This is a genomic window from Synechococcus sp. BMK-MC-1, from assembly GCF_014279955.1.
GTDB lineage: Bacteria > Cyanobacteriota > Cyanobacteriia > PCC-6307 > Cyanobiaceae > Synechococcus_C.
In genome coordinates this window covers 1,176,425-1,191,367 of record NZ_CP047939.1, presented here as the reverse complement: position 1 = coordinate 1,191,367, position 14,943 = coordinate 1,176,425, and the positions used below count along the sequence as shown (strand labels likewise).

19 protein-coding genes are annotated in these 14,943 nt (G+C 60.4%); 13 read left to right on the top strand and 6 right to left on the bottom strand.

Features of this window, described 5'->3' with window-relative positions:
• Positions 1-22: 22 nt before the first annotated feature.
• The 4 genes from SynBMKMC1_RS06765 to SynBMKMC1_RS06750 all read left to right on the top strand — a co-directional run bounded on the left by SynBMKMC1_RS06765 (position 23) and on the right by SynBMKMC1_RS06750 (position 6,070).
• Positions 23-1,714, top strand: coding sequence for an ATP-dependent DNA ligase (locus SynBMKMC1_RS06765; RefSeq protein ID WP_186473173.1), 1,692 nt, complete (start codon positions 23-25; stop codon positions 1,712-1,714).
• A 91-nt stretch (positions 1,715-1,805) separates the two neighbouring features.
• Positions 1,806-4,253, top strand: a complete 2,448-nt coding sequence (locus SynBMKMC1_RS06760; protein ID WP_186473361.1) for a ligase-associated DNA damage response DEXH box helicase — start codon at positions 1,806-1,808, stop codon at positions 4,251-4,253.
• 27 nt (positions 4,254-4,280) lie between these two features.
• Positions 4,281-5,468, top strand: a complete 1,188-nt coding sequence (gene chrA, locus SynBMKMC1_RS06755; RefSeq protein ID WP_186473172.1) for a chromate efflux transporter — start codon at positions 4,281-4,283, stop codon at positions 5,466-5,468.
• Positions 5,465-6,070, top strand: a complete 606-nt coding sequence (locus SynBMKMC1_RS06750; RefSeq protein WP_186473171.1) for a DUF1543 domain-containing protein — start codon at positions 5,465-5,467, stop codon at positions 6,068-6,070. The genes chrA and SynBMKMC1_RS06750 overlap by 4 nt, the downstream gene beginning before the upstream one ends.
• A gap of 7 nt (positions 6,071-6,077) precedes the next feature.
• On the opposite strand, the gene SynBMKMC1_RS06745 is transcribed toward SynBMKMC1_RS06750, so the two are convergent.
• The gene (locus tag SynBMKMC1_RS06745) at positions 6,078-6,779 is read right to left on the bottom strand and encodes a triacylglycerol lipase (RefSeq protein ID WP_186473170.1); all 702 of its coding nucleotides are present in this window, start codon (positions 6,777-6,779) and stop codon (positions 6,078-6,080) included.
• A gap of 53 nt (positions 6,780-6,832) precedes the next feature.
• On the opposite strand from SynBMKMC1_RS06745, the gene SynBMKMC1_RS06740 reads away from it, so the two are divergent.
• From SynBMKMC1_RS06740 to SynBMKMC1_RS06725, 4 genes are all read left to right on the top strand, one after another.
• Entirely contained in the window at positions 6,833-7,303 is a 471-nt protein-coding gene (locus SynBMKMC1_RS06740; protein ID WP_186473169.1) for a DUF427 domain-containing protein, read from the top strand.
• A gap of 4 nt (positions 7,304-7,307) precedes the next feature.
• Complete coding sequence (locus SynBMKMC1_RS06735) at positions 7,308-7,829, top strand: PAP/fibrillin family protein (protein ID WP_186473168.1); 522 nt, start codon at positions 7,308-7,310, stop codon at positions 7,827-7,829.
• Between the two features lie 344 nt (positions 7,830-8,173).
• The gene (locus tag SynBMKMC1_RS06730; RefSeq protein WP_186473167.1) at positions 8,174-8,425 is read left to right on the top strand and encodes a hypothetical protein; all 252 of its coding nucleotides are present in this window, start codon (positions 8,174-8,176) and stop codon (positions 8,423-8,425) included.
• 7 nt (positions 8,426-8,432) lie between these two features.
• Positions 8,433-8,852: an NUDIX domain-containing protein gene (locus SynBMKMC1_RS06725; protein WP_186473166.1), complete on the top strand. Its 420-nt coding sequence runs from the start codon at positions 8,433-8,435 to the stop codon at positions 8,850-8,852.
• Here SynBMKMC1_RS06725 and SynBMKMC1_RS06720 read toward each other — a convergent pair.
• Positions 8,849-9,064: a transcriptional regulator gene (locus SynBMKMC1_RS06720; RefSeq protein ID WP_186473165.1), complete on the bottom strand. Its 216-nt coding sequence runs from the start codon at positions 9,062-9,064 to the stop codon at positions 8,849-8,851. The genes SynBMKMC1_RS06725 and SynBMKMC1_RS06720 overlap by 4 nt on opposite strands.
• A 35-nt stretch (positions 9,065-9,099) precedes the next feature.
• On the opposite strand from SynBMKMC1_RS06720, the gene SynBMKMC1_RS06715 reads away from it, so the two are divergent.
• Genes SynBMKMC1_RS06715 through SynBMKMC1_RS06705 form a run of 3 tightly spaced genes read left to right on the top strand, consistent with a single transcriptional unit; the run spans position 9,100 to position 11,663 of the window.
• Positions 9,100-9,909, top strand: a complete 810-nt coding sequence (locus SynBMKMC1_RS06715; RefSeq protein ID WP_186473164.1) for an ABC transporter ATP-binding protein — start codon at positions 9,100-9,102, stop codon at positions 9,907-9,909.
• A 38-nt stretch (positions 9,910-9,947) separates the two neighbouring features.
• Positions 9,948-11,417 (top strand): iron uptake porin, encoded by a 1,470-nt coding sequence (locus SynBMKMC1_RS06710; protein ID WP_186473163.1) that lies wholly within the window; start codon positions 9,948-9,950, stop codon positions 11,415-11,417.
• A 48-nt stretch (positions 11,418-11,465) separates the two neighbouring features.
• Positions 11,466-11,663 carry a hypothetical protein gene (locus SynBMKMC1_RS06705; protein WP_041428482.1) on the top strand — a complete coding sequence of 66 codons (198 nt, stop codon included), beginning with the start codon at positions 11,466-11,468 and terminating at the stop codon, positions 11,661-11,663.
• On the opposite strand, the gene SynBMKMC1_RS06700 is transcribed toward SynBMKMC1_RS06705, so the two are convergent.
• Positions 11,651-11,863, bottom strand: coding sequence for a DUF6737 family protein (locus SynBMKMC1_RS06700; RefSeq protein WP_011933084.1), 213 nt, complete (start codon positions 11,861-11,863; stop codon positions 11,651-11,653). The genes SynBMKMC1_RS06705 and SynBMKMC1_RS06700 overlap by 13 nt on opposite strands.
• Complete coding sequence (locus SynBMKMC1_RS06695) at positions 11,860-12,456, bottom strand: PCC domain-containing protein (RefSeq protein ID WP_186473162.1); 597 nt, start codon at positions 12,454-12,456, stop codon at positions 11,860-11,862. Before SynBMKMC1_RS06695 ends, SynBMKMC1_RS06700 begins: the two co-directional genes overlap by 4 nt.
• A gap of 87 nt (positions 12,457-12,543) precedes the next feature.
• On the opposite strand from SynBMKMC1_RS06695, the gene SynBMKMC1_RS06690 reads away from it, so the two are divergent.
• Positions 12,544-12,780 carry a CopG family transcriptional regulator gene (locus SynBMKMC1_RS06690; protein WP_011933082.1) on the top strand — a complete coding sequence of 79 codons (237 nt, stop codon included), beginning with the start codon at positions 12,544-12,546 and terminating at the stop codon, positions 12,778-12,780.
• A gap of 23 nt (positions 12,781-12,803) precedes the next feature.
• Here the strand turns inward: SynBMKMC1_RS06690 and SynBMKMC1_RS06685 are convergent, their stop codons facing one another.
• Together SynBMKMC1_RS06685 and SynBMKMC1_RS06680 are read right to left on the bottom strand one after the other, a co-directional pair.
• Entirely contained in the window at positions 12,804-13,877 is a 1,074-nt protein-coding gene (locus SynBMKMC1_RS06685; RefSeq protein WP_186473360.1) for a transporter substrate-binding domain-containing protein, read from the bottom strand.
• Between the two features lie 81 nt (positions 13,878-13,958).
• Complete coding sequence (locus SynBMKMC1_RS06680) at positions 13,959-14,147, bottom strand: hypothetical protein (protein WP_011933080.1); 189 nt, start codon at positions 14,145-14,147, stop codon at positions 13,959-13,961.
• 87 nt (positions 14,148-14,234) lie between these two features.
• Here SynBMKMC1_RS06680 and pdeM point away from each other — a divergent pair, with 87 nt between their 5' ends.
• On the top strand, positions 14,235-14,915 hold the full coding sequence (gene pdeM, locus SynBMKMC1_RS06675) for a ligase-associated DNA damage response endonuclease PdeM (RefSeq protein WP_186473359.1): 681 nt from the start codon (positions 14,235-14,237) through the stop codon (positions 14,913-14,915).
• The last annotated feature ends 28 nt before the right edge of the window (positions 14,916-14,943 follow it).

Below are 14,943 nucleotides of genomic sequence, written 5' to 3'. Positions count from 1 at the left end.
GGAGCACCGTCCTTCCCTTGGAATGAATGATTTCGCAACGCTGATCGATGCCCTGGATCAATCCACGGGCACGGCGCGCAAGGTCGCGCTGATTGCCGACCATCTCCGTGCTGGCGAGTCCCACGACAGCGCCTGGAGCGTGTTGCTTCTGATGGGTGAAAAGCGGCGACGCCTGATCACCGGTCGCCGGCTTCGCGAGATTTTGCAGGCGTGCGACGCCATTCCCGACTGGCTCTTCGACGATTGTCAGAGCCATGTTGGTGATTCTGCAGAGACCCTCGCGCTGCTGTGGCCGCAGCTCAAAGGGTCCATTCCGGTTCAGGCTGATAACGACAGGTTGAACGCCTGGATCGAAACCATCGCAACCAACCCGCCCCTGCACTGGTGGATGGAAGAGCTGTTGCCGGAACTGGCGCTGCTCGAGCCGACCACTCAGAGTGCAGCCCTGCTCACAATCTGGAGCTCTGTGCCGGATGAGCGGCATTTTTTATTCAACAAGCTGCTCACAGGAGGGTTTCGGATCGGCGTTGCCAGGGGGCTTGTGGTGAAGGCGATCGCCAAGGGGTTTGCCCTGGAGGAGGCCCTGGTGCTGGAGCGGCTGATGGCCCCGAGCGAACCGTCACGGAGCTGGTTTGAAGCGCTCACCACAACACCCACAACGGAACGCACCAATCGGGGACCGGTGCCCTATCCGTTTTTTCTTGCCAGTCCCCTGCAACTGGACTCCCTGCGGGAGACGCCGGCACAACAGTGGTGGGTGGAGCACAAATGGGACGGGATCCGCGGGCAGCTGATCCAACGCAACAGCGGCACCTATCTCTGGAGTCGTGGGGAGGAACTGATCAATGAACAGTTTCCGGAGCTGATTGCGATGGCCGCGTCCCTGGCCGATGACACCGTGCTTGACGGTGAGGTGATCTGCTGGGCTGCCGAAGACGACCGACCGCGACCCTTCAGCGACCTGCAACGCCGCCTGGGTCGCAAGAGCGTGGGCCGGAAACTTCGTGAGGACTGCCCGGCCTGTTTCGTGGCCTACGACCTGCTCGAATCCGGTGGAGAGGATCGTCGCAACAGCCCCCTGGACGAGCGCCTCGCGGCAATGAACCTGCTGCTGGACTCCATGCAGGAGGCTCGATCCACGGGACAGCTGCGCATCAGCGCTGGAGAAGCACTCAGCTCCTGGGATGAGCTCGACACCCTGCGCCAGCAGGCCGTGCGTGAAGGAGCGGAGGGGCTGATGCTGAAGCAGAGGCAATCCCCCTACCTGAGTGGACGCAAACGCGGCCATTGGTGGAAACACAAACGCGATCCCATGACCCTGGACGCCGTGCTGATCTACGCCCAGGCAGGACGTGGACGCCGCGCCAATCTGTTCACCGACTACACCTTTGCCCTCTGGGATCGCCACGCAGCTGATCCTGATCAGCATCAGCTTGTGACCTTTGCCAAGGCCTATTCCGGCCTGAACGATCGTGAAATTCTCGAGCTCGATCGTTGGATTCGATCCAACACAGTGGAACGATTCGGACCAACGCGATCGGTGACTCCCGATCTGGTGTTTGAAATCGGGTTTGAGGGCATTCAGCCATCCAAACGCCACAAATGCGGACTGGCTGTTCGCTTCCCAAGAATTCTGCGCTGGCGCCATGACCGCACCGCGGACAGTGCCGACTCCCTTACCGAAGCCATCCAACTTTGTGCGAGCGACCATTGATGGATCCAACCAGAGCCAATGACTGATCAAGATGGGTTCCGGTGGGTTCAAGAGTGATTGATTGCGTCGCCGTTTCGAGGATTCTGCTGATCTGACCCATCCTCTGATCCCGATTGAGCGCTGGTTTGGGCGTCAGGGCTGGACCCCGATGCCCTTCCAACGGTCCACCTGGGCGGCCCATCTCGAGGGTCGCAGCGGGGTGATTCAGGTGCCCACTGGTTCGGGGAAAACCTATGCGGCCGTGATGGGGCCCATCGCCCACATGCTCGCGTCACCCTCCGAAGCAAAGGGCGTTCGACTCCTCTACATCACGCCCCTGCGGGCCCTGAGCCGCGACCTCGCCCTGGCGATTCAAGATCCGATCGACGCCATGCAATGGCCCTTGAGGGTCGCCATCCGCAATGGAGACACGCCAACGGCCGAACGCTCACGCCAGATCAAATCGCCACCAGAGATTCTGATCACCACGCCTGAGTCGCTCTGCGTGCTTCTGGCTGGTCGACACTGCGAGCGCCTGTTTCAGACCCTCGACACCGTCATCCTCGATGAATGGCATGAACTGATCGGCAGCAAGCGGGGGATTCAGGCAGAGCTGGCGCTCAGTTGGTTGCGGCAACAACGCCCCGGGCTGCAGACCTGGGCCATCAGCGCCACCATCGGCAATCTGGAGGAATCGGCACGGCATGCCCTCGGAGACCGATGTGAACCCTGTCTGATCACCGGAGCCCCCAAGCGGGGACTGAGCGTGAGCAGCATTCTCCCGGACAGCATTGATGGCTTTCCCTGGGGAGGGCATCTCGGCCTCAGACGCTACGAAGACCTGGTGGGATCCCTGGTTCCCACCACCAGCACGCTGCTCTTCACCAACACCCGCAACCAGGCGGAACGCTGGTTTCAATGCCTGCGCTACGCCTGCCCTGAGATGGAGGGACTGCTGGCTCTCCATCACAGCGCTTTGGATCGCAGCGAGCGCGAGGCCATTGAAGCCTCGGTGAAAGCAGGGACCATGCTTTGGGTGGTCTGCACCAGCTCCCTGGATTTGGGGGTTGATTTCCAGCCGGTGGAACAGGTGGTGCAGATCGGATCTCCCAAGAATCTGGCCCGCCTGCTGCAGAGAGCCGGGCGTTCGGCCCACCTGCCTGGGGGAACCTCCCAGGTGTTGTTCATGCCAACCAACGCTCTTGAACTGCTGGAGCTCAGTGCCGTGCGCCGCGGACTGGAGAACGGCTTGGTGGAGGAACGACGCCCACCCCATGCCCCCTTGGATGTGCTGTTGCAGCACCTCACCACCCTCGCCTGCGGACCGGGTTTCTGTCCGACATCAACCCTGGAGGCCATTCGTGCCACCGCCAGCTACGGGCAACTGACGCAAAGCGACTGGGACTGGTGCCTGCGCTTTCTCGAGCAGGGGGGCGATTGCCTCGGGGCGTATCCCCGCTACCGGAAATTGGAAGCCACAGACGACGGACGCTTCGTGATCCGCGAGACGGCCATCGCCAGGCTGCACCGCTTCAACATCGGCACAATCACCTCCGCTCCGTCCATTCGCGTGCGCTTCGTGCGCGGCTCGGTGCTCGGTCACGTGGAAGAAGGTTTCATCAGCCAGCTCAAGCCCAAGGATGTGTTCTTTTTTGCCGGACGCCAGTTGGAGTTCGTGCGTCTGCGCGAAATGACGGCTTATGTAAAAAGCACCACCAAAAAAAGCACGGCGGTTCCAGCCTGGGCTGGCGGGCAGATGTCGCTGTCTGATCTGCTCACCCACCATCTGCGCGAGGAAGTCGCTCGGGCCGGGCGCGGGGAGCTCGACACACCGGAACTCAAGGCCCTGGAACCGTTGTTTGAGCGGCAGATGGATCTCTCCACCCTGCCCGCAAGCGATCAGATGCTGATCGAAACCTGCCGGACTCGAGAGGGGGTTCACCTCTACGCCTACCCCTTTGAAGGCCGCTTCGTGCATGAGGGACTCGGCTTCCTGTGGGCGACGCGCCTCACGCGCGTGCAGAGGGGAACGATCACCGTGTCGGTGAACGATTACGGATTTGAACTGCTGGCACCGAGGGGCTATCCCATCGATCAGCTGCTGGAGGACCATCTCGACACGCTCCTCGATGACGCATCACTGGAAGAGGATCTGGAGCAGGCCCTGAACCTTTCGGAATTGTGCCGACGCCGGTTTCGCAGCATTGCCCAGGTGGCGGGGCTGCTGGTGCAGGGATACCCCGGCAAGAACAAATCCACGGGCCAACTTCAGATCAGCGGTTCGCTGCTGTGGGAAGTGTTCAGCAAACACGAACCCAACAACCTTCTGCTTCGGCAAGCCAGAGACGAGGTGTTGCAGGAGCAGCTCGAGCTGCCCCGACTGCGCTCTGCTCTGAGGCGAATCCGCCGAGGGGACACCCTGCACTGCCCAACACCCCGACCGGGACCACTCGCCTTCCCCCTGCTGGTGGAACGCTTGAACAATCGGATGACCAACGAATCCGTGCAGGAACGCGTGCAACGGATGATGCGGGAGGCATTGCGCGTGGAAGCTGACTAGGTTCCGCTTATCCAGCTGATCCTGGCCATGGCGCGCGTGCTTGAAGTGTTCCGCCAGTTTCTGCTGCTCGGATGCACCTCGTTCGGGGGTCCAGTGGCCCACCTCGGCTATTTCCGAGAGCATTTCGTGCAACGGGAGCAGTGGCTCACCGACGCGGCCTACGCAGACCTTGTGGCCCTCTGCCAGTTTCTGCCTGGCCCCGCCAGCTCCCAGGTTGGGATGGGCATTGGCTTACTGCGCGCAGGGTGGCCGGGCGCCTTGGCAGCCTGGATCGGATTCACGTTTCCATCGGCGATCCTGCTGCTGCTGGCGTCGGCTGTGCTGTCAGCCAATCCGGAGTGGCTGGCAGGAGGTTGGATTCAGGGCTTGAAAGTGGCCGCCGTTGCCGTGGTGGCGCAGGCCGTGCTCGGCATGCAGCGAAAGCTGGCACCGGATCGGGGCCGCGCCAGCCTGATGGCTTTTGCAGCTGTGTTGGTGTTGCTGGTGCCTCTGGCCTGGGTTCAGCTTCTCGCCTTGCTGATCGGCGCGGTCGCAGGGCTGACCTTGCTGTCTCCACCCGACGATCGCGCCTTGGGCCACGAACGACTCACTGTCCCCGTACGCCGAAGCGTGTCGATTCTTCTGCTGCTGGTGCTGGTGGGTTTGCTGATCGCCCTGCCCTGGCTCACAGCGGAGGCACGACCGGTGGCGATCCAGCAAGTGGCAGGGTTTCTTCAAGCCGGCTCTCTGGTGTTCGGTGGAGGGCATGTCGTATTGCCCCTGCTGGAGCAGTCCCTGGTTCCTCCTGGGTGGATCAGCCTTGATCAGTTTCTGGCCGGCTATGGAGCAGCTCAGGCTGTCCCCGGGCCCATGTTTAGCTTTGCCGCCTTTCTCGGCTTTGATCTGCGCGGCGGGTTGCAGGGCATCGGCGGCGCGCTGATCGCGCTTCTGGCCCTGTTTCTTCCGGCTTTTTTATTGATCGGAGGCGTTTTGCCGTTCTGGAGCGACCTCGGCACACTGCAAGCGATGCGACGCGCCCTGAAGGGCATCAACGCTGCAGTGGTAGGCGTGCTGCTGGCAGCTCTGTTTCAACCGGTTTGGCTCGCCGGCATCAAGACCAGTGCCGATTTCAGTCTGGCGTTGGTGGCCTTCGTGCTTCTGGTGGGTTGGAAGCAACCGGCCTGGCGGGTCGTTCTGATTTGCGGCCTGGTGGGAGGCTTTGCCCTCTCGTCATGAGCCATCAACCGACCCTGTTTCTTGTCGTCCTCGGAGGACGCACGGCGACATGCCACGTGGAACTCCACGATGTGCGCTGGGTGGTGGGGACCTGCATTGAAGACACCATTCCAGCGCTGAAACGCGAATGGTTCGGCTTGCAGAAGGGACTGCATGTGGATAGCTACAAGGCCATCACCCATGTGGATGGCTTTGCAATTCACATGGTTCCGTCAGCCATGGCCCAGGTAGAGCCCTCAAAGCGTGATCAGTCCGGCCCAGTGGATCGCTTGTGGTTCGTGAATCTCGGCGGTTATGCGCGGAACTCGCTTCAAGAACAGCATCAATTCGGCCTGGTGGTGGCCAGATCTCAGCAGGCCGCCAAGGCCCGGGCCAAAGCCCGATGGTTGAAGGCATCCCTGCAAGTTCACAAGGATGATCTGCATGGGATCGACTCAGTTGGCGACGTCGATGATTGTTTGCCGATCGACGGCATCAGCGGATGGCGGATCAGCTTGGAGTTCGTGCCCAATGCAGCGGAGACGGATCTGACGCCTGACTGGTTCGGCTACTGGCGCATTGATGGCCGATTGCCGAAGCCAAGGCCGGAAGCGGTGATCTGATGCAACGTCAACCCTGAGCGAACCGCCACCAGGACTGAACGCGCTCAGGGCTTCCGTACCAGGGCGCACCGAACAGCCCACCATGGGCGGTGGCGTTCAGCACGAGATGACGCGCATCCTTCAACAGAGCCGAACAGACCGGCACGAGGCCATCTCCTGTCACTGCAGCATCCCCGACGATGCTCTTGTAGCTGCCGCCGGCACTGCGCCGACTGAACGCTGAGGCCATGGCAGCACTGAGATCCAGCTCGCCGGCAACAGCCACGTAGTCCACTCCGGCTTGATGGCAACCCGGGTAGCGGCGATCCACCATGGCGCGCAGGGAGGTGGCGCGGATGGCCTGATGGGGACTACCGAGCGTGACCAGGCGGTTGCAGCGATCAGAGCCGCCATAACGGCGACCCTGGAAGGCGTCATCACTGAGATAGAGGCGCAACATGACACCCCCGGAGCTGTGGCCGACCAACGTGACCCGCCCACTTGTGGACAGGGTCTGTTGCTGCTCAACCGCTGCTGCCACACGGTCGAGCACGCGCCGCCAGCCAAATCCCCAGCTGGTCAGGAGCCAGTCGAGGCGACTCACCGGAACGACCACCACATCCGCCACGCCGGATTGCCTGATGGCGTCAGCCATCGGCTGATACGCCTCCTCAGTGATCAGAAATCCACCAAGGATCACCACCGGCTGATGGGGGTCGACGGGTTGCATCACTGCAGTGCAGGGGTTTCAACGCCATCATCAGAGCAGACGATCAGCGCGCCATGGCACCGGAAAGGGTCGCCGACTACCCCAGGCCACCACGACTGGAGCCCAGCGACGATCACGTTCTGATCAACGTTGGCGGTGAGGTGCTCTTCGATGGCAAGGGATGCCAACGCGTGCTCGAGACCTTTCACCCTCCCACTTACTACTTGCCGCCGACGGGGATCGCCAGGGCCTTGTTGTCCCCCGCAGCAGGACGAAGTTTCTGCGAATGGAAAGGGGTGGCGGAGTACTTCGATGTGGTGACAGCCAAGGGCAGAATTCATCGCGCAGTGTGGCGGTATCCATCGCCCACACCATCGTTTCAGGCCATCGCTGGATGGTTCGCGCTGTATCCGGGTTTGATGCAGGGATGCTGGGTGAATGCTGAACCGGTGATTCCACAGCCAGGAGGTTTTTACGGTGGGTGGATCACATCAGCTGTTGAAGGGCCATTCAAAGGGGATCCCAAGCACCCGGAGCTGATCTGAACCGATGGAGACACTGATCCGGTTGCTTCAAGACCATCCCAATGACCCGTCCATCCCGGAGTTGATCAAGGGAGCAGAAGCTGCTTCTGAGGTGAACCTCAATCAGCAGAGCGCACAACTCAGCGGAGTCTGGGATTTGCGCTGGAGCAGCGCCAGCCAACCCTGGCTGAAGCAAGCACCATGGTTGGACAATCTGCAGATCCTCGACCCACAACGCAGCCGAGGCATGAACGTGCTGAGGTTCAACGGTCCGCTTGCACGTCTGGCGGCGATCACAGTGGAAGCAGACCTCTCGATCGCCAGTGCCACCCGCGTTTCGGTTTGTTTCCGCAAAGGGGGCTGGGTCGGTCCTGGATTGCCAGGAGGAGGCCGCCTGGCCTTGATGAAAACAGTGAATCAGGCGTTTCCAGCCTGGCTTGACATCACAGCCCTGAATGAAACGCTGCGCATTTGCAGAGGGAATGCAGGAACAACCTTTGCGTTATTGCGACGCCACGATCTCAGCCTTGAATCGTTCTTCACATAATCAGGTGAGTTTCGAGAGATTGGCTATAATTTTAAAAATTTTCACTCAAACTATCGAAAAAGCATCGCTCAAAGAAGAAACAAGAAAAGAACAATCCATGTTGTTCCGATCAGAAAAAACTTGTCTGAACCCCTGTCGATATCGAACAGTTCGTAGGGGTCTGGAATCATTGTTCCTAAGGATCAAAGGATTCACCGTAATGGATCGCTACCGCGAGCGTGAGTCCCTTCTTGACAGCCGCGGCGGGCACCTGCACGCGAGGCGGCATCAATTGAGTTTCTAGAGGAACGATTGAAGTGCAAATTCTCTGTTAACTTACAAGTCTGAATGAAGCCTATTGCGTCATGCGACGGTTGCTCTGGCTGACCGCGATGGTCACCCCCTTCATGCTCACCCCTTCTGCCTTGGCTCAGAAGGAAATTCCCAAGGCTCCTGGTCACGACCAATGCCCTCTGGGTTACGTGAACACCCTGGGCAGCACCTGCGTATCACCCATTTACTACGAGGTTGCTCCCACCAATGGCAATGCCTGCCGCTCTGGCTGGATGAACATCGGTGCTGGCTACTGCAAGAAGAAGACCCTGGGGATCTTCTGAGCGTTCGATGCCATTCGCTGTTGCGCTGGCCATGTTGCGGAGGCGTGATCGCTGGTTGCTGCAACTTCGCGATGACATCGATGGCATCGCAGCACCGGGATGCTGGGGACTCTTCGGCGGTCATCTCGAACCCGGAGAGTCCCCTGAGGAAGCACTGCGCCGGGAGCTCGAGGAAGAAATCGGCTGGTGCCCTGACAAGCTCAGGCCGTGGCTCAGCCACATCACCGCCGTGCACACAGCCCACGTGTTCGTTGGCGAGCTTCAGCGTGATCTTGACCAGCTTGTACTGAATGAAGGCCAGGACATGGTTCTGGCTACGGCAGCGGAACTGCGGTCTGGCCGAATCCTCAGCCCAAAACTGAAGCAAACCCGTCCGCTGGCGCCGACGTTGACACGCATCACGGCCGAACTCGACGTGATCGCTTAGAGCGACTGAATCACAATCACCAGCAGCAAGGCGATCGCTGCAACCACCAACCAGAAAGCCAGACCCTTCTTGCCCGAGGTCACCGCAGCTCTGCGCACCCTTCCCCCGCGTTGATCGACGGGCGTCCCGCAATGGGAGCAAACGAGACGACCGCCGAGGGAACGATCGGCGCGGAAACTGGTGGATCCGCATCGGCTGCAACGGCTGGTCATCGAGATCCCATCGGCTCAGCAGCCACAATCACCCCATGGCCCTTCAGCACGCAAGCCGGCACGACCCACCTTGGCTGGACCTTCAAGCCATCGAGGCTTGGGCCGGAGGTCAACGCATAGTCGAAGACTTGTCCCTGCGGCTCTGGGTAGGCGAATCCACAGCCATTCTTGGACCCAACGGAGCCGGTAAAAGCACGCTCGTCAAGCTCATCAGCCGCTGCCTTCATCCGGTGGTGCAACCGCAGTCCCACCTGCGGCTCTTCGGAGAGGAACGCATCAATCTCTGGTCGTTACGTGAGCGTTTGGGTGTGGTGGATACGGAACTGCAGCAGCGCATCCCCGACGGAATCCCTTGCCGCGAGCTGCTGCTCTCCGCTTTCTACGGCGCCATCGGACTCAGACGCGGGCTCGATCCCAGCGCCGAGCACATTCAGCAATCCTCTGACGCTCTGGAGCAATTCAACCTCTCAGACCTGGCCACCTGCCGATTCGGCCGTCTTTCCGATGGACAGAAACGCAGCGTGCTGATTGCAAGGGCCATGGTGCATCAACCACAGGTGTTGGTGCTTGATGAACCGACCAATGCCCTCGACCTGCGCGCGAAGCACGGGTTGCTGGCGCAGCTCAGACAGCTCTGCAGGGCGGGCACCACGGTGATTCTGATCACCCACCAGATCGACGCGATCATTCCTGAGATCTCCCGTGTGGTGGGGATGCGCCAAGGAGGTGTCGTTGTGGATGGCGCACCCACAGAGGTTCTCAACGATCGCGTGCTGTCGGAGCTGTTCCAAACGCCTTTGAGGGTTTTGGAATCCGGTGGTTACCGTCAGGTCTTGCCGGCATAATCCTTGCGATTCAGAGCCAAGCGGTCATGAAACCCTTGATGCCGCTGGCGCTCCTTGGCCTTCTCAGTGTGTTGCACACCAGCGCGGCTCGCTCGGAACGTTTCAGTGCGGCACGTGCATCTGTACCTGTGCCCCCCTCTCTCGAGCAGCTGCTCAAGGACGCCGGCTGCAGAACGGAGATCGCTCCTGAGCAAACACTCGATCGCTTCCAGGCAGCCGCGCTGCTGGAGGACTGTTGGCAACTTCAGGAATCGGCACACGAAGCAGTAAGGAGATTGCTCAGTGAACTCAGCCATGAACTGATTCAGCTGCGTCGCGACCGGGTGAATCAGCTCAGTGCGTCCGTCGAGAGCCTGGAGGCAACAGCGTTCTCTCCAACAACGCGTTTGAAGGGCGTCACCACATTCATCATCGGAGGTAATGCCTTCTCCGGCTCCTCCGACACGCTGAACAACGACCTTCGCAGCCGCTTCGGTGGATCGATCGTTGGCTACGACGAGAAGCTGATCCTGCGCACGAGCTTCACGGGCAAGGATCTGCTCAATCTCCGCTTGAGAGCTGGCGATCTCGATTCAGACCGAAATGCATTCGGTGGCGGCGGACCAAGCCAACTCTCGGAATTGGAGGTGGCGTTTCAGCAAGGACCCTTCCCAAACCGCCTCGGCGTCAATCGCGCCTGGTATCAGTTCCCAGTGGGTGAGAACTGGACCTTCACCGTCGGTAGCCGGGTGAACCAAAGCGTGATGTTGGCGATGTGGCCCAGTGTCTACCCCGACGACACCGTGCTGGATCTGTTCACTCAGGCCGGTGCTTCAGGGGCCTACAGCAGCAATCTCGGCGCCGGTGGTGGTGTGATGTGGGAGCGAGGACCGCTGAGCGTCAGCCTGAATTACATCGCCGGGAACGGTGAGAACGGGTTTTCCGGATCGGGAATGATCGGGGTGGATGCAGGCAGCAGCGCTACCGCACAGGTGGGCTACGCCGCCGAGACGTGGGGAATCGCCGCAGCGCTGGCGACCATCCAAAACGGGTTCAACATCATTGATTACGCAAGCCCTTTTACCTTGCGCAGCTTCAACCAACCCGGCATCACCACAGGCACGGCACTGAGCGGGTACTGGCAACCGGATGGGAACGGATGGGTCCCTTCGATCAGTGCCGGGTGGGGGTGGAACAGCACGCGCTACCGCCAGAGCGTGAACAGCGACGGACTGGTGTCGATCTCCCAGTCATGGACGGTGGCTTTGCAGTGGAGCGATTGGCTGTGGGAGGACACGTCCATGGGGATGGCTGTGGGCCAGCCGATCTTTGCGACCGCATTGAAGGGAGGAGCCACACCTGACGACGCCGGTTACGCCATGGAGGGCTGGATATCGGTGCAGATTTCTGATGCGATCAGCGTGACGCCCGCGCTGTTTTACCTCAGCCGACCCTTGGGAGCGGATACCCCCCAGGGCACATCCCTAAGCCAGCTTGGTGTGTTCATGAAAACAACCCTGCGATTCTGATCTGCGGCACCCGATGTCATAACCTCGCCTCGCGCACGACGTGACGTCTTGAACAGCAACGCCAGAATCGATGCTCTTCAGCTGATGCTGACCGATCTGCGCACGCGCAATGAACCGATCCGGCACAAGGCGGCATTCCGCGGATGCCAGCCTGAATTTCAGGCCCTCGTGACCCAACTGATTGAACAGTTGGAAACTGAATTACTCGAGGAGAAGCAACGCTTTCGCGCCGCTCAGCGCGACTGATTGCGATAGGCGGAAGGTGCAATCACGAGAAACAACCACCACCAGCACGCCACGGCCAACGCCACTGGGCCTGTAATCCAGAGCCGGTGAAGCACCAACCAACTACCAGCCACCACGAGCAGGCCGGTGAGAACAATTGTCCATGGCTGACACCACCATGGCTTGTGCGACCACAGATCGGTGTCAGTCGTCTCAGTCATCGCAGAGACTCAATCTGGCCACTCTGATCCAGCTGATTGAGAGCGGTGTAATCGCCGAAGTAGTCCCCATCAACGAATATCTGGGGGAACACCCGGAGGCCGCTGCGCTTCTGGCAGGCTTCAAAAACGCTGTCGGACTCGACAGAGATGATGGTGTGGGGAATTCCCTGCCGCTCAAGCAGCTGGCGTGCACGGTGGCAAAAGGGACAGCCCGGAAGAACCGCGAGCTCAACCCGTTCCTGGGAGGTTGGAGCGGTTTGTGCTGTTGCTGCATCCAGCCCGAGCAGCAGCTGTACACCCTTATGAACGGTGGTTCCTGCTTCGAGATGCCCGCCCCAAACCTGACAGGCACCATCGGAAAGGCTGAGATGGAGGTGCACACCTTGGGGTGACACCGTGCCATTCAGCGTGATCACTTCAAGAACGCCTTGCATCCTCGTTGGTTGGGGCTGACCAGGGCACTGAAAGCAGGCCTGAGAAAGATCGCCGACCACACCGAGAACAAATCCGCTGAGCTGCTGATCGGAGGCGAGTAGATGGAGGGATTGGTGAAGATCCTGACCGGGTTCCAGATTGAGGGTCAGGGTGTCCATACAGGTCCCGAGAGAGCGGCAACAGAATAACGCCAGCCAATCAAGCGGCTTCGCGTTACGATTGCGTAACGCATTCGATACAAGAACGTGTCATTTCTCCAGGATCTGCTCCGCGAACTCCAGGATCAGCTGCAGTCTGAACATCAGGAGATCAGCGCTGGACAGGTTGCCGAAGCCGCTGAATCCGAACGGGTCAATGTCACCCTTCCTGCCGGTGTGATGAATCGCCTCAAGCAGCAGGCACTCGCCGAAGGGCGCAGCTGCAGCAGCCTCGCCACCTTCTTGATCGAGGATGGTTTACGCAGGCACGGAACCCTGCACTAATCGCGGCTTCGAAGCGATCCAGTTCATTGCAACAACGCGTCCGTGATCGTTTTCACCTCACCCTTGCGCTGCAGATCGAGCAACACCACATCGATGGGCGTGCGCAAGGGACTGTCGACGGGCAGAACAAAGCCGTAGGTCTGATTGGCCAGGCTGAAAGGAGCAATCTTGAACGGCGCCTCAGGGTTGTTCTGGAGGTAGTAGCGCAGAGGCGAACCATCAAAAATCACCCCCTCCACAGCACCATTGCCGAGCAGGGCAATGGCTGCATTCAGTGTTGGGGCCGTCTTCGCCCGAGCGCCGTAGATCTTCGCCCAGGTTTCGCTGGTCGTGCCATCCACTACGGCAACGGATTTGCCCCGCAGATCAGCGCTTTCGCGAATGCCTGTGGGGTCAAGGCGCGTCAACGACACCGTGAAGGCTGAGGCCAGGCCCGCCGTGATCGATGACAGCGCCAGAAGCGACATCACCATCCAGACCCCTGCAATGGTGCGACCGGTTTTGGACAGCGGGGCCCGATCGCCATAGCCAACGGTGGTGAGCGTGACCAGAGCAAACCACATGCCATTGCCCACACCTTTCAGGTAGTGCCGGGGGAATTGAGCTGCATTCCGCCGGCGTTCCGCCAACCAGATCAGATTGCCCACCACAAACAACAGCAGCGTCAAGCCTCCGGCTGAGGACAAGGCAGCCCAACCGAAAAAGGGACGAAGCCGCGCGAAGAGACCCGGTGCTCGCAAGGGCAGCAGCAGGTCTTCAGTGCCGTGGAAATACGGCTGGGTGAAGTCGATCTTGGGGTTGGCCAGACGATCGGGGGTGATGCTGATCGGTCCGATCGCCAGATCCACCTTTCCATTCACCACGGCGTCGATATTGGCTTCCGTTGTTGGGAACTGGATCAGCTCGTAGGTGCGGTTCAGACGATCGGCCGTTGCATCCCAGATCTGAACACTGATCCCCTCCAAGGCGACGCCATCCTTCATCAGGAAAGGGGGAGAACCGCTCACTCCTACGCGAAGCGCCTGGGCGAGAGAAAGCCCCGGCCACACCAGCGCCGTCAGACCTGCCAGCAGGAATGCAACGTTCACGCGCACCACTTCAGCCGTTGTTCTCAAGCCGGCGCACGATGACCCCCATGGCGACCAGCGAACCGAGCAGGGCCAGAAGCAAGGCGAGGGTCATTGAGGCTCAGGGAAGCGTGGAACCCTGAGGTTGCCATCTTCAGCCCCGAGAATCCACTCCGCCACCTCCATCCGCAGCGCATAGGCACATTCGAAGCGCTCTTGCCGCTCAAGGGACATCAGCCGGCGCTGGAGCCAGTACAGAGTTTCTCCCGCAGGAGCCAGGGGTTGGGAAGCGCTTGCCATTCGACCGACCCACAATGCAATGACATTGCACGAAGGAGGGATTCTTTGGCTGCCATCGACGCTACAGAGACGAATTCGGCGTTTCCGATGGGCGGCTGCGGTTGGCGTTGGCGGGAGGAGCACCTGGTGCTGCTTCCCGATCGGGCGATCTGGAGAGAGGCGAGCCGAGACCTGCTGGTAGCCGATCTTCACCTCGGCAAGGCGGAGGTGTTTCAGGCCTTTGGGATTCCACTGCCGAGTGATGAGGATCGCGGAACCCTGAGCCGTCTCGCGCAGGTTTGCAGCTCCTGCAAACCCGAGAGGGTGATCATCTTGGGCGACCTGATCCACGGTCGCCAGGGGCTCACCGCCCGGTTGCTGCACGACCTCGCCACGCTGCCTGAACAGCTTGGCGCTCAGATCATTCTGGTTGGGGGCAATCACGACCGAGACCTGCGATTGCCGGTGCTTCCCCGCAACCCCTCATTCCGTCTGGGCAGTCTCTGGCTCAGCCACGAACCTGAACGCGGCCCAGACTCGGCCAACCTGCTCAATCTCTGCGGTCATATTCATCCGGCAACGACACTGCGCCAGGGTGCCGATCGCCTGCGACTTCCATGTTTTGCCTACGACGAACTCGAGCAACGAATGCTGATTCCTGCCTTTGGAGAGTTGACGGGAGGGCATGACTGCGGTCACCGTTACCGCAAATGGCTGGTGGCTGAGGGCGCCATCGTTCCGTGGCTCACTCCCGAACCCCAAAAAGGAAAGCGACGGCACGCCCGGTGAAGCGGAAGCCTGCGCCCACGACCGACCA

Excerpts from the sequence above, each read along its gene's own strand:
- SynBMKMC1_RS06735 (WP_186473168.1), top strand. The coding sequence starts at position 7,308 with ATGGAGACACTGATCCGGTTGCTTCAAGACCATCCCAATGACCCGTCC.
- SynBMKMC1_RS06725 (WP_186473166.1), top strand. The coding sequence starts at position 8,433 with ATGCCATTCGCTGTTGCGCTGGCCATGTTGCGGAGGCGTGATCGCTGG.
- pdeM (WP_186473359.1), top strand. The coding sequence starts at position 14,235 with ATGGGCGGCTGCGGTTGGCGTTGGCGGGAGGAGCACCTGGTGCTGCTT.
- SynBMKMC1_RS06680 (WP_011933080.1), bottom strand. The coding sequence starts at position 14,147 with ATGGCAAGCGCTTCCCAACCCCTGGCTCCTGCGGGAGAAACTCTGTAC.
- SynBMKMC1_RS06695 (WP_186473162.1), bottom strand. The coding sequence starts at position 12,456 with ATGGACACCCTGACCCTCAATCTGGAACCCGGTCAGGATCTTCACCAA.
- chrA (WP_186473172.1), top strand. The coding sequence starts at position 4,281 with ATGGCGCGCGTGCTTGAAGTGTTCCGCCAGTTTCTGCTGCTCGGATGC.
- SynBMKMC1_RS06765 (WP_186473173.1), top strand. The coding sequence starts at position 23 with ATGAATGATTTCGCAACGCTGATCGATGCCCTGGATCAATCCACGGGC.
- SynBMKMC1_RS06730 (WP_186473167.1), top strand. The coding sequence starts at position 8,174 with ATGCGACGGTTGCTCTGGCTGACCGCGATGGTCACCCCCTTCATGCTC.
- SynBMKMC1_RS06715 (WP_186473164.1), top strand. The coding sequence starts at position 9,100 with ATGGCCCTTCAGCACGCAAGCCGGCACGACCCACCTTGGCTGGACCTT.
- SynBMKMC1_RS06750 (WP_186473171.1), top strand. The coding sequence starts at position 5,465 with ATGAGCCATCAACCGACCCTGTTTCTTGTCGTCCTCGGAGGACGCACG.
- SynBMKMC1_RS06720 (WP_186473165.1), bottom strand. The coding sequence starts at position 9,064 with ATGACCAGCCGTTGCAGCCGATGCGGATCCACCAGTTTCCGCGCCGAT.
- SynBMKMC1_RS06700 (WP_011933084.1), bottom strand. The coding sequence starts at position 11,863 with ATGACTGAGACGACTGACACCGATCTGTGGTCGCACAAGCCATGGTGG.
- SynBMKMC1_RS06710 (WP_186473163.1), top strand. The coding sequence starts at position 9,948 with ATGCCGCTGGCGCTCCTTGGCCTTCTCAGTGTGTTGCACACCAGCGCG.
- SynBMKMC1_RS06745 (WP_186473170.1), bottom strand. The coding sequence starts at position 6,779 with ATGCAACCCGTCGACCCCCATCAGCCGGTGGTGATCCTTGGTGGATTT.
- SynBMKMC1_RS06740 (WP_186473169.1), top strand. The coding sequence starts at position 6,833 with ATGGCACCGGAAAGGGTCGCCGACTACCCCAGGCCACCACGACTGGAG.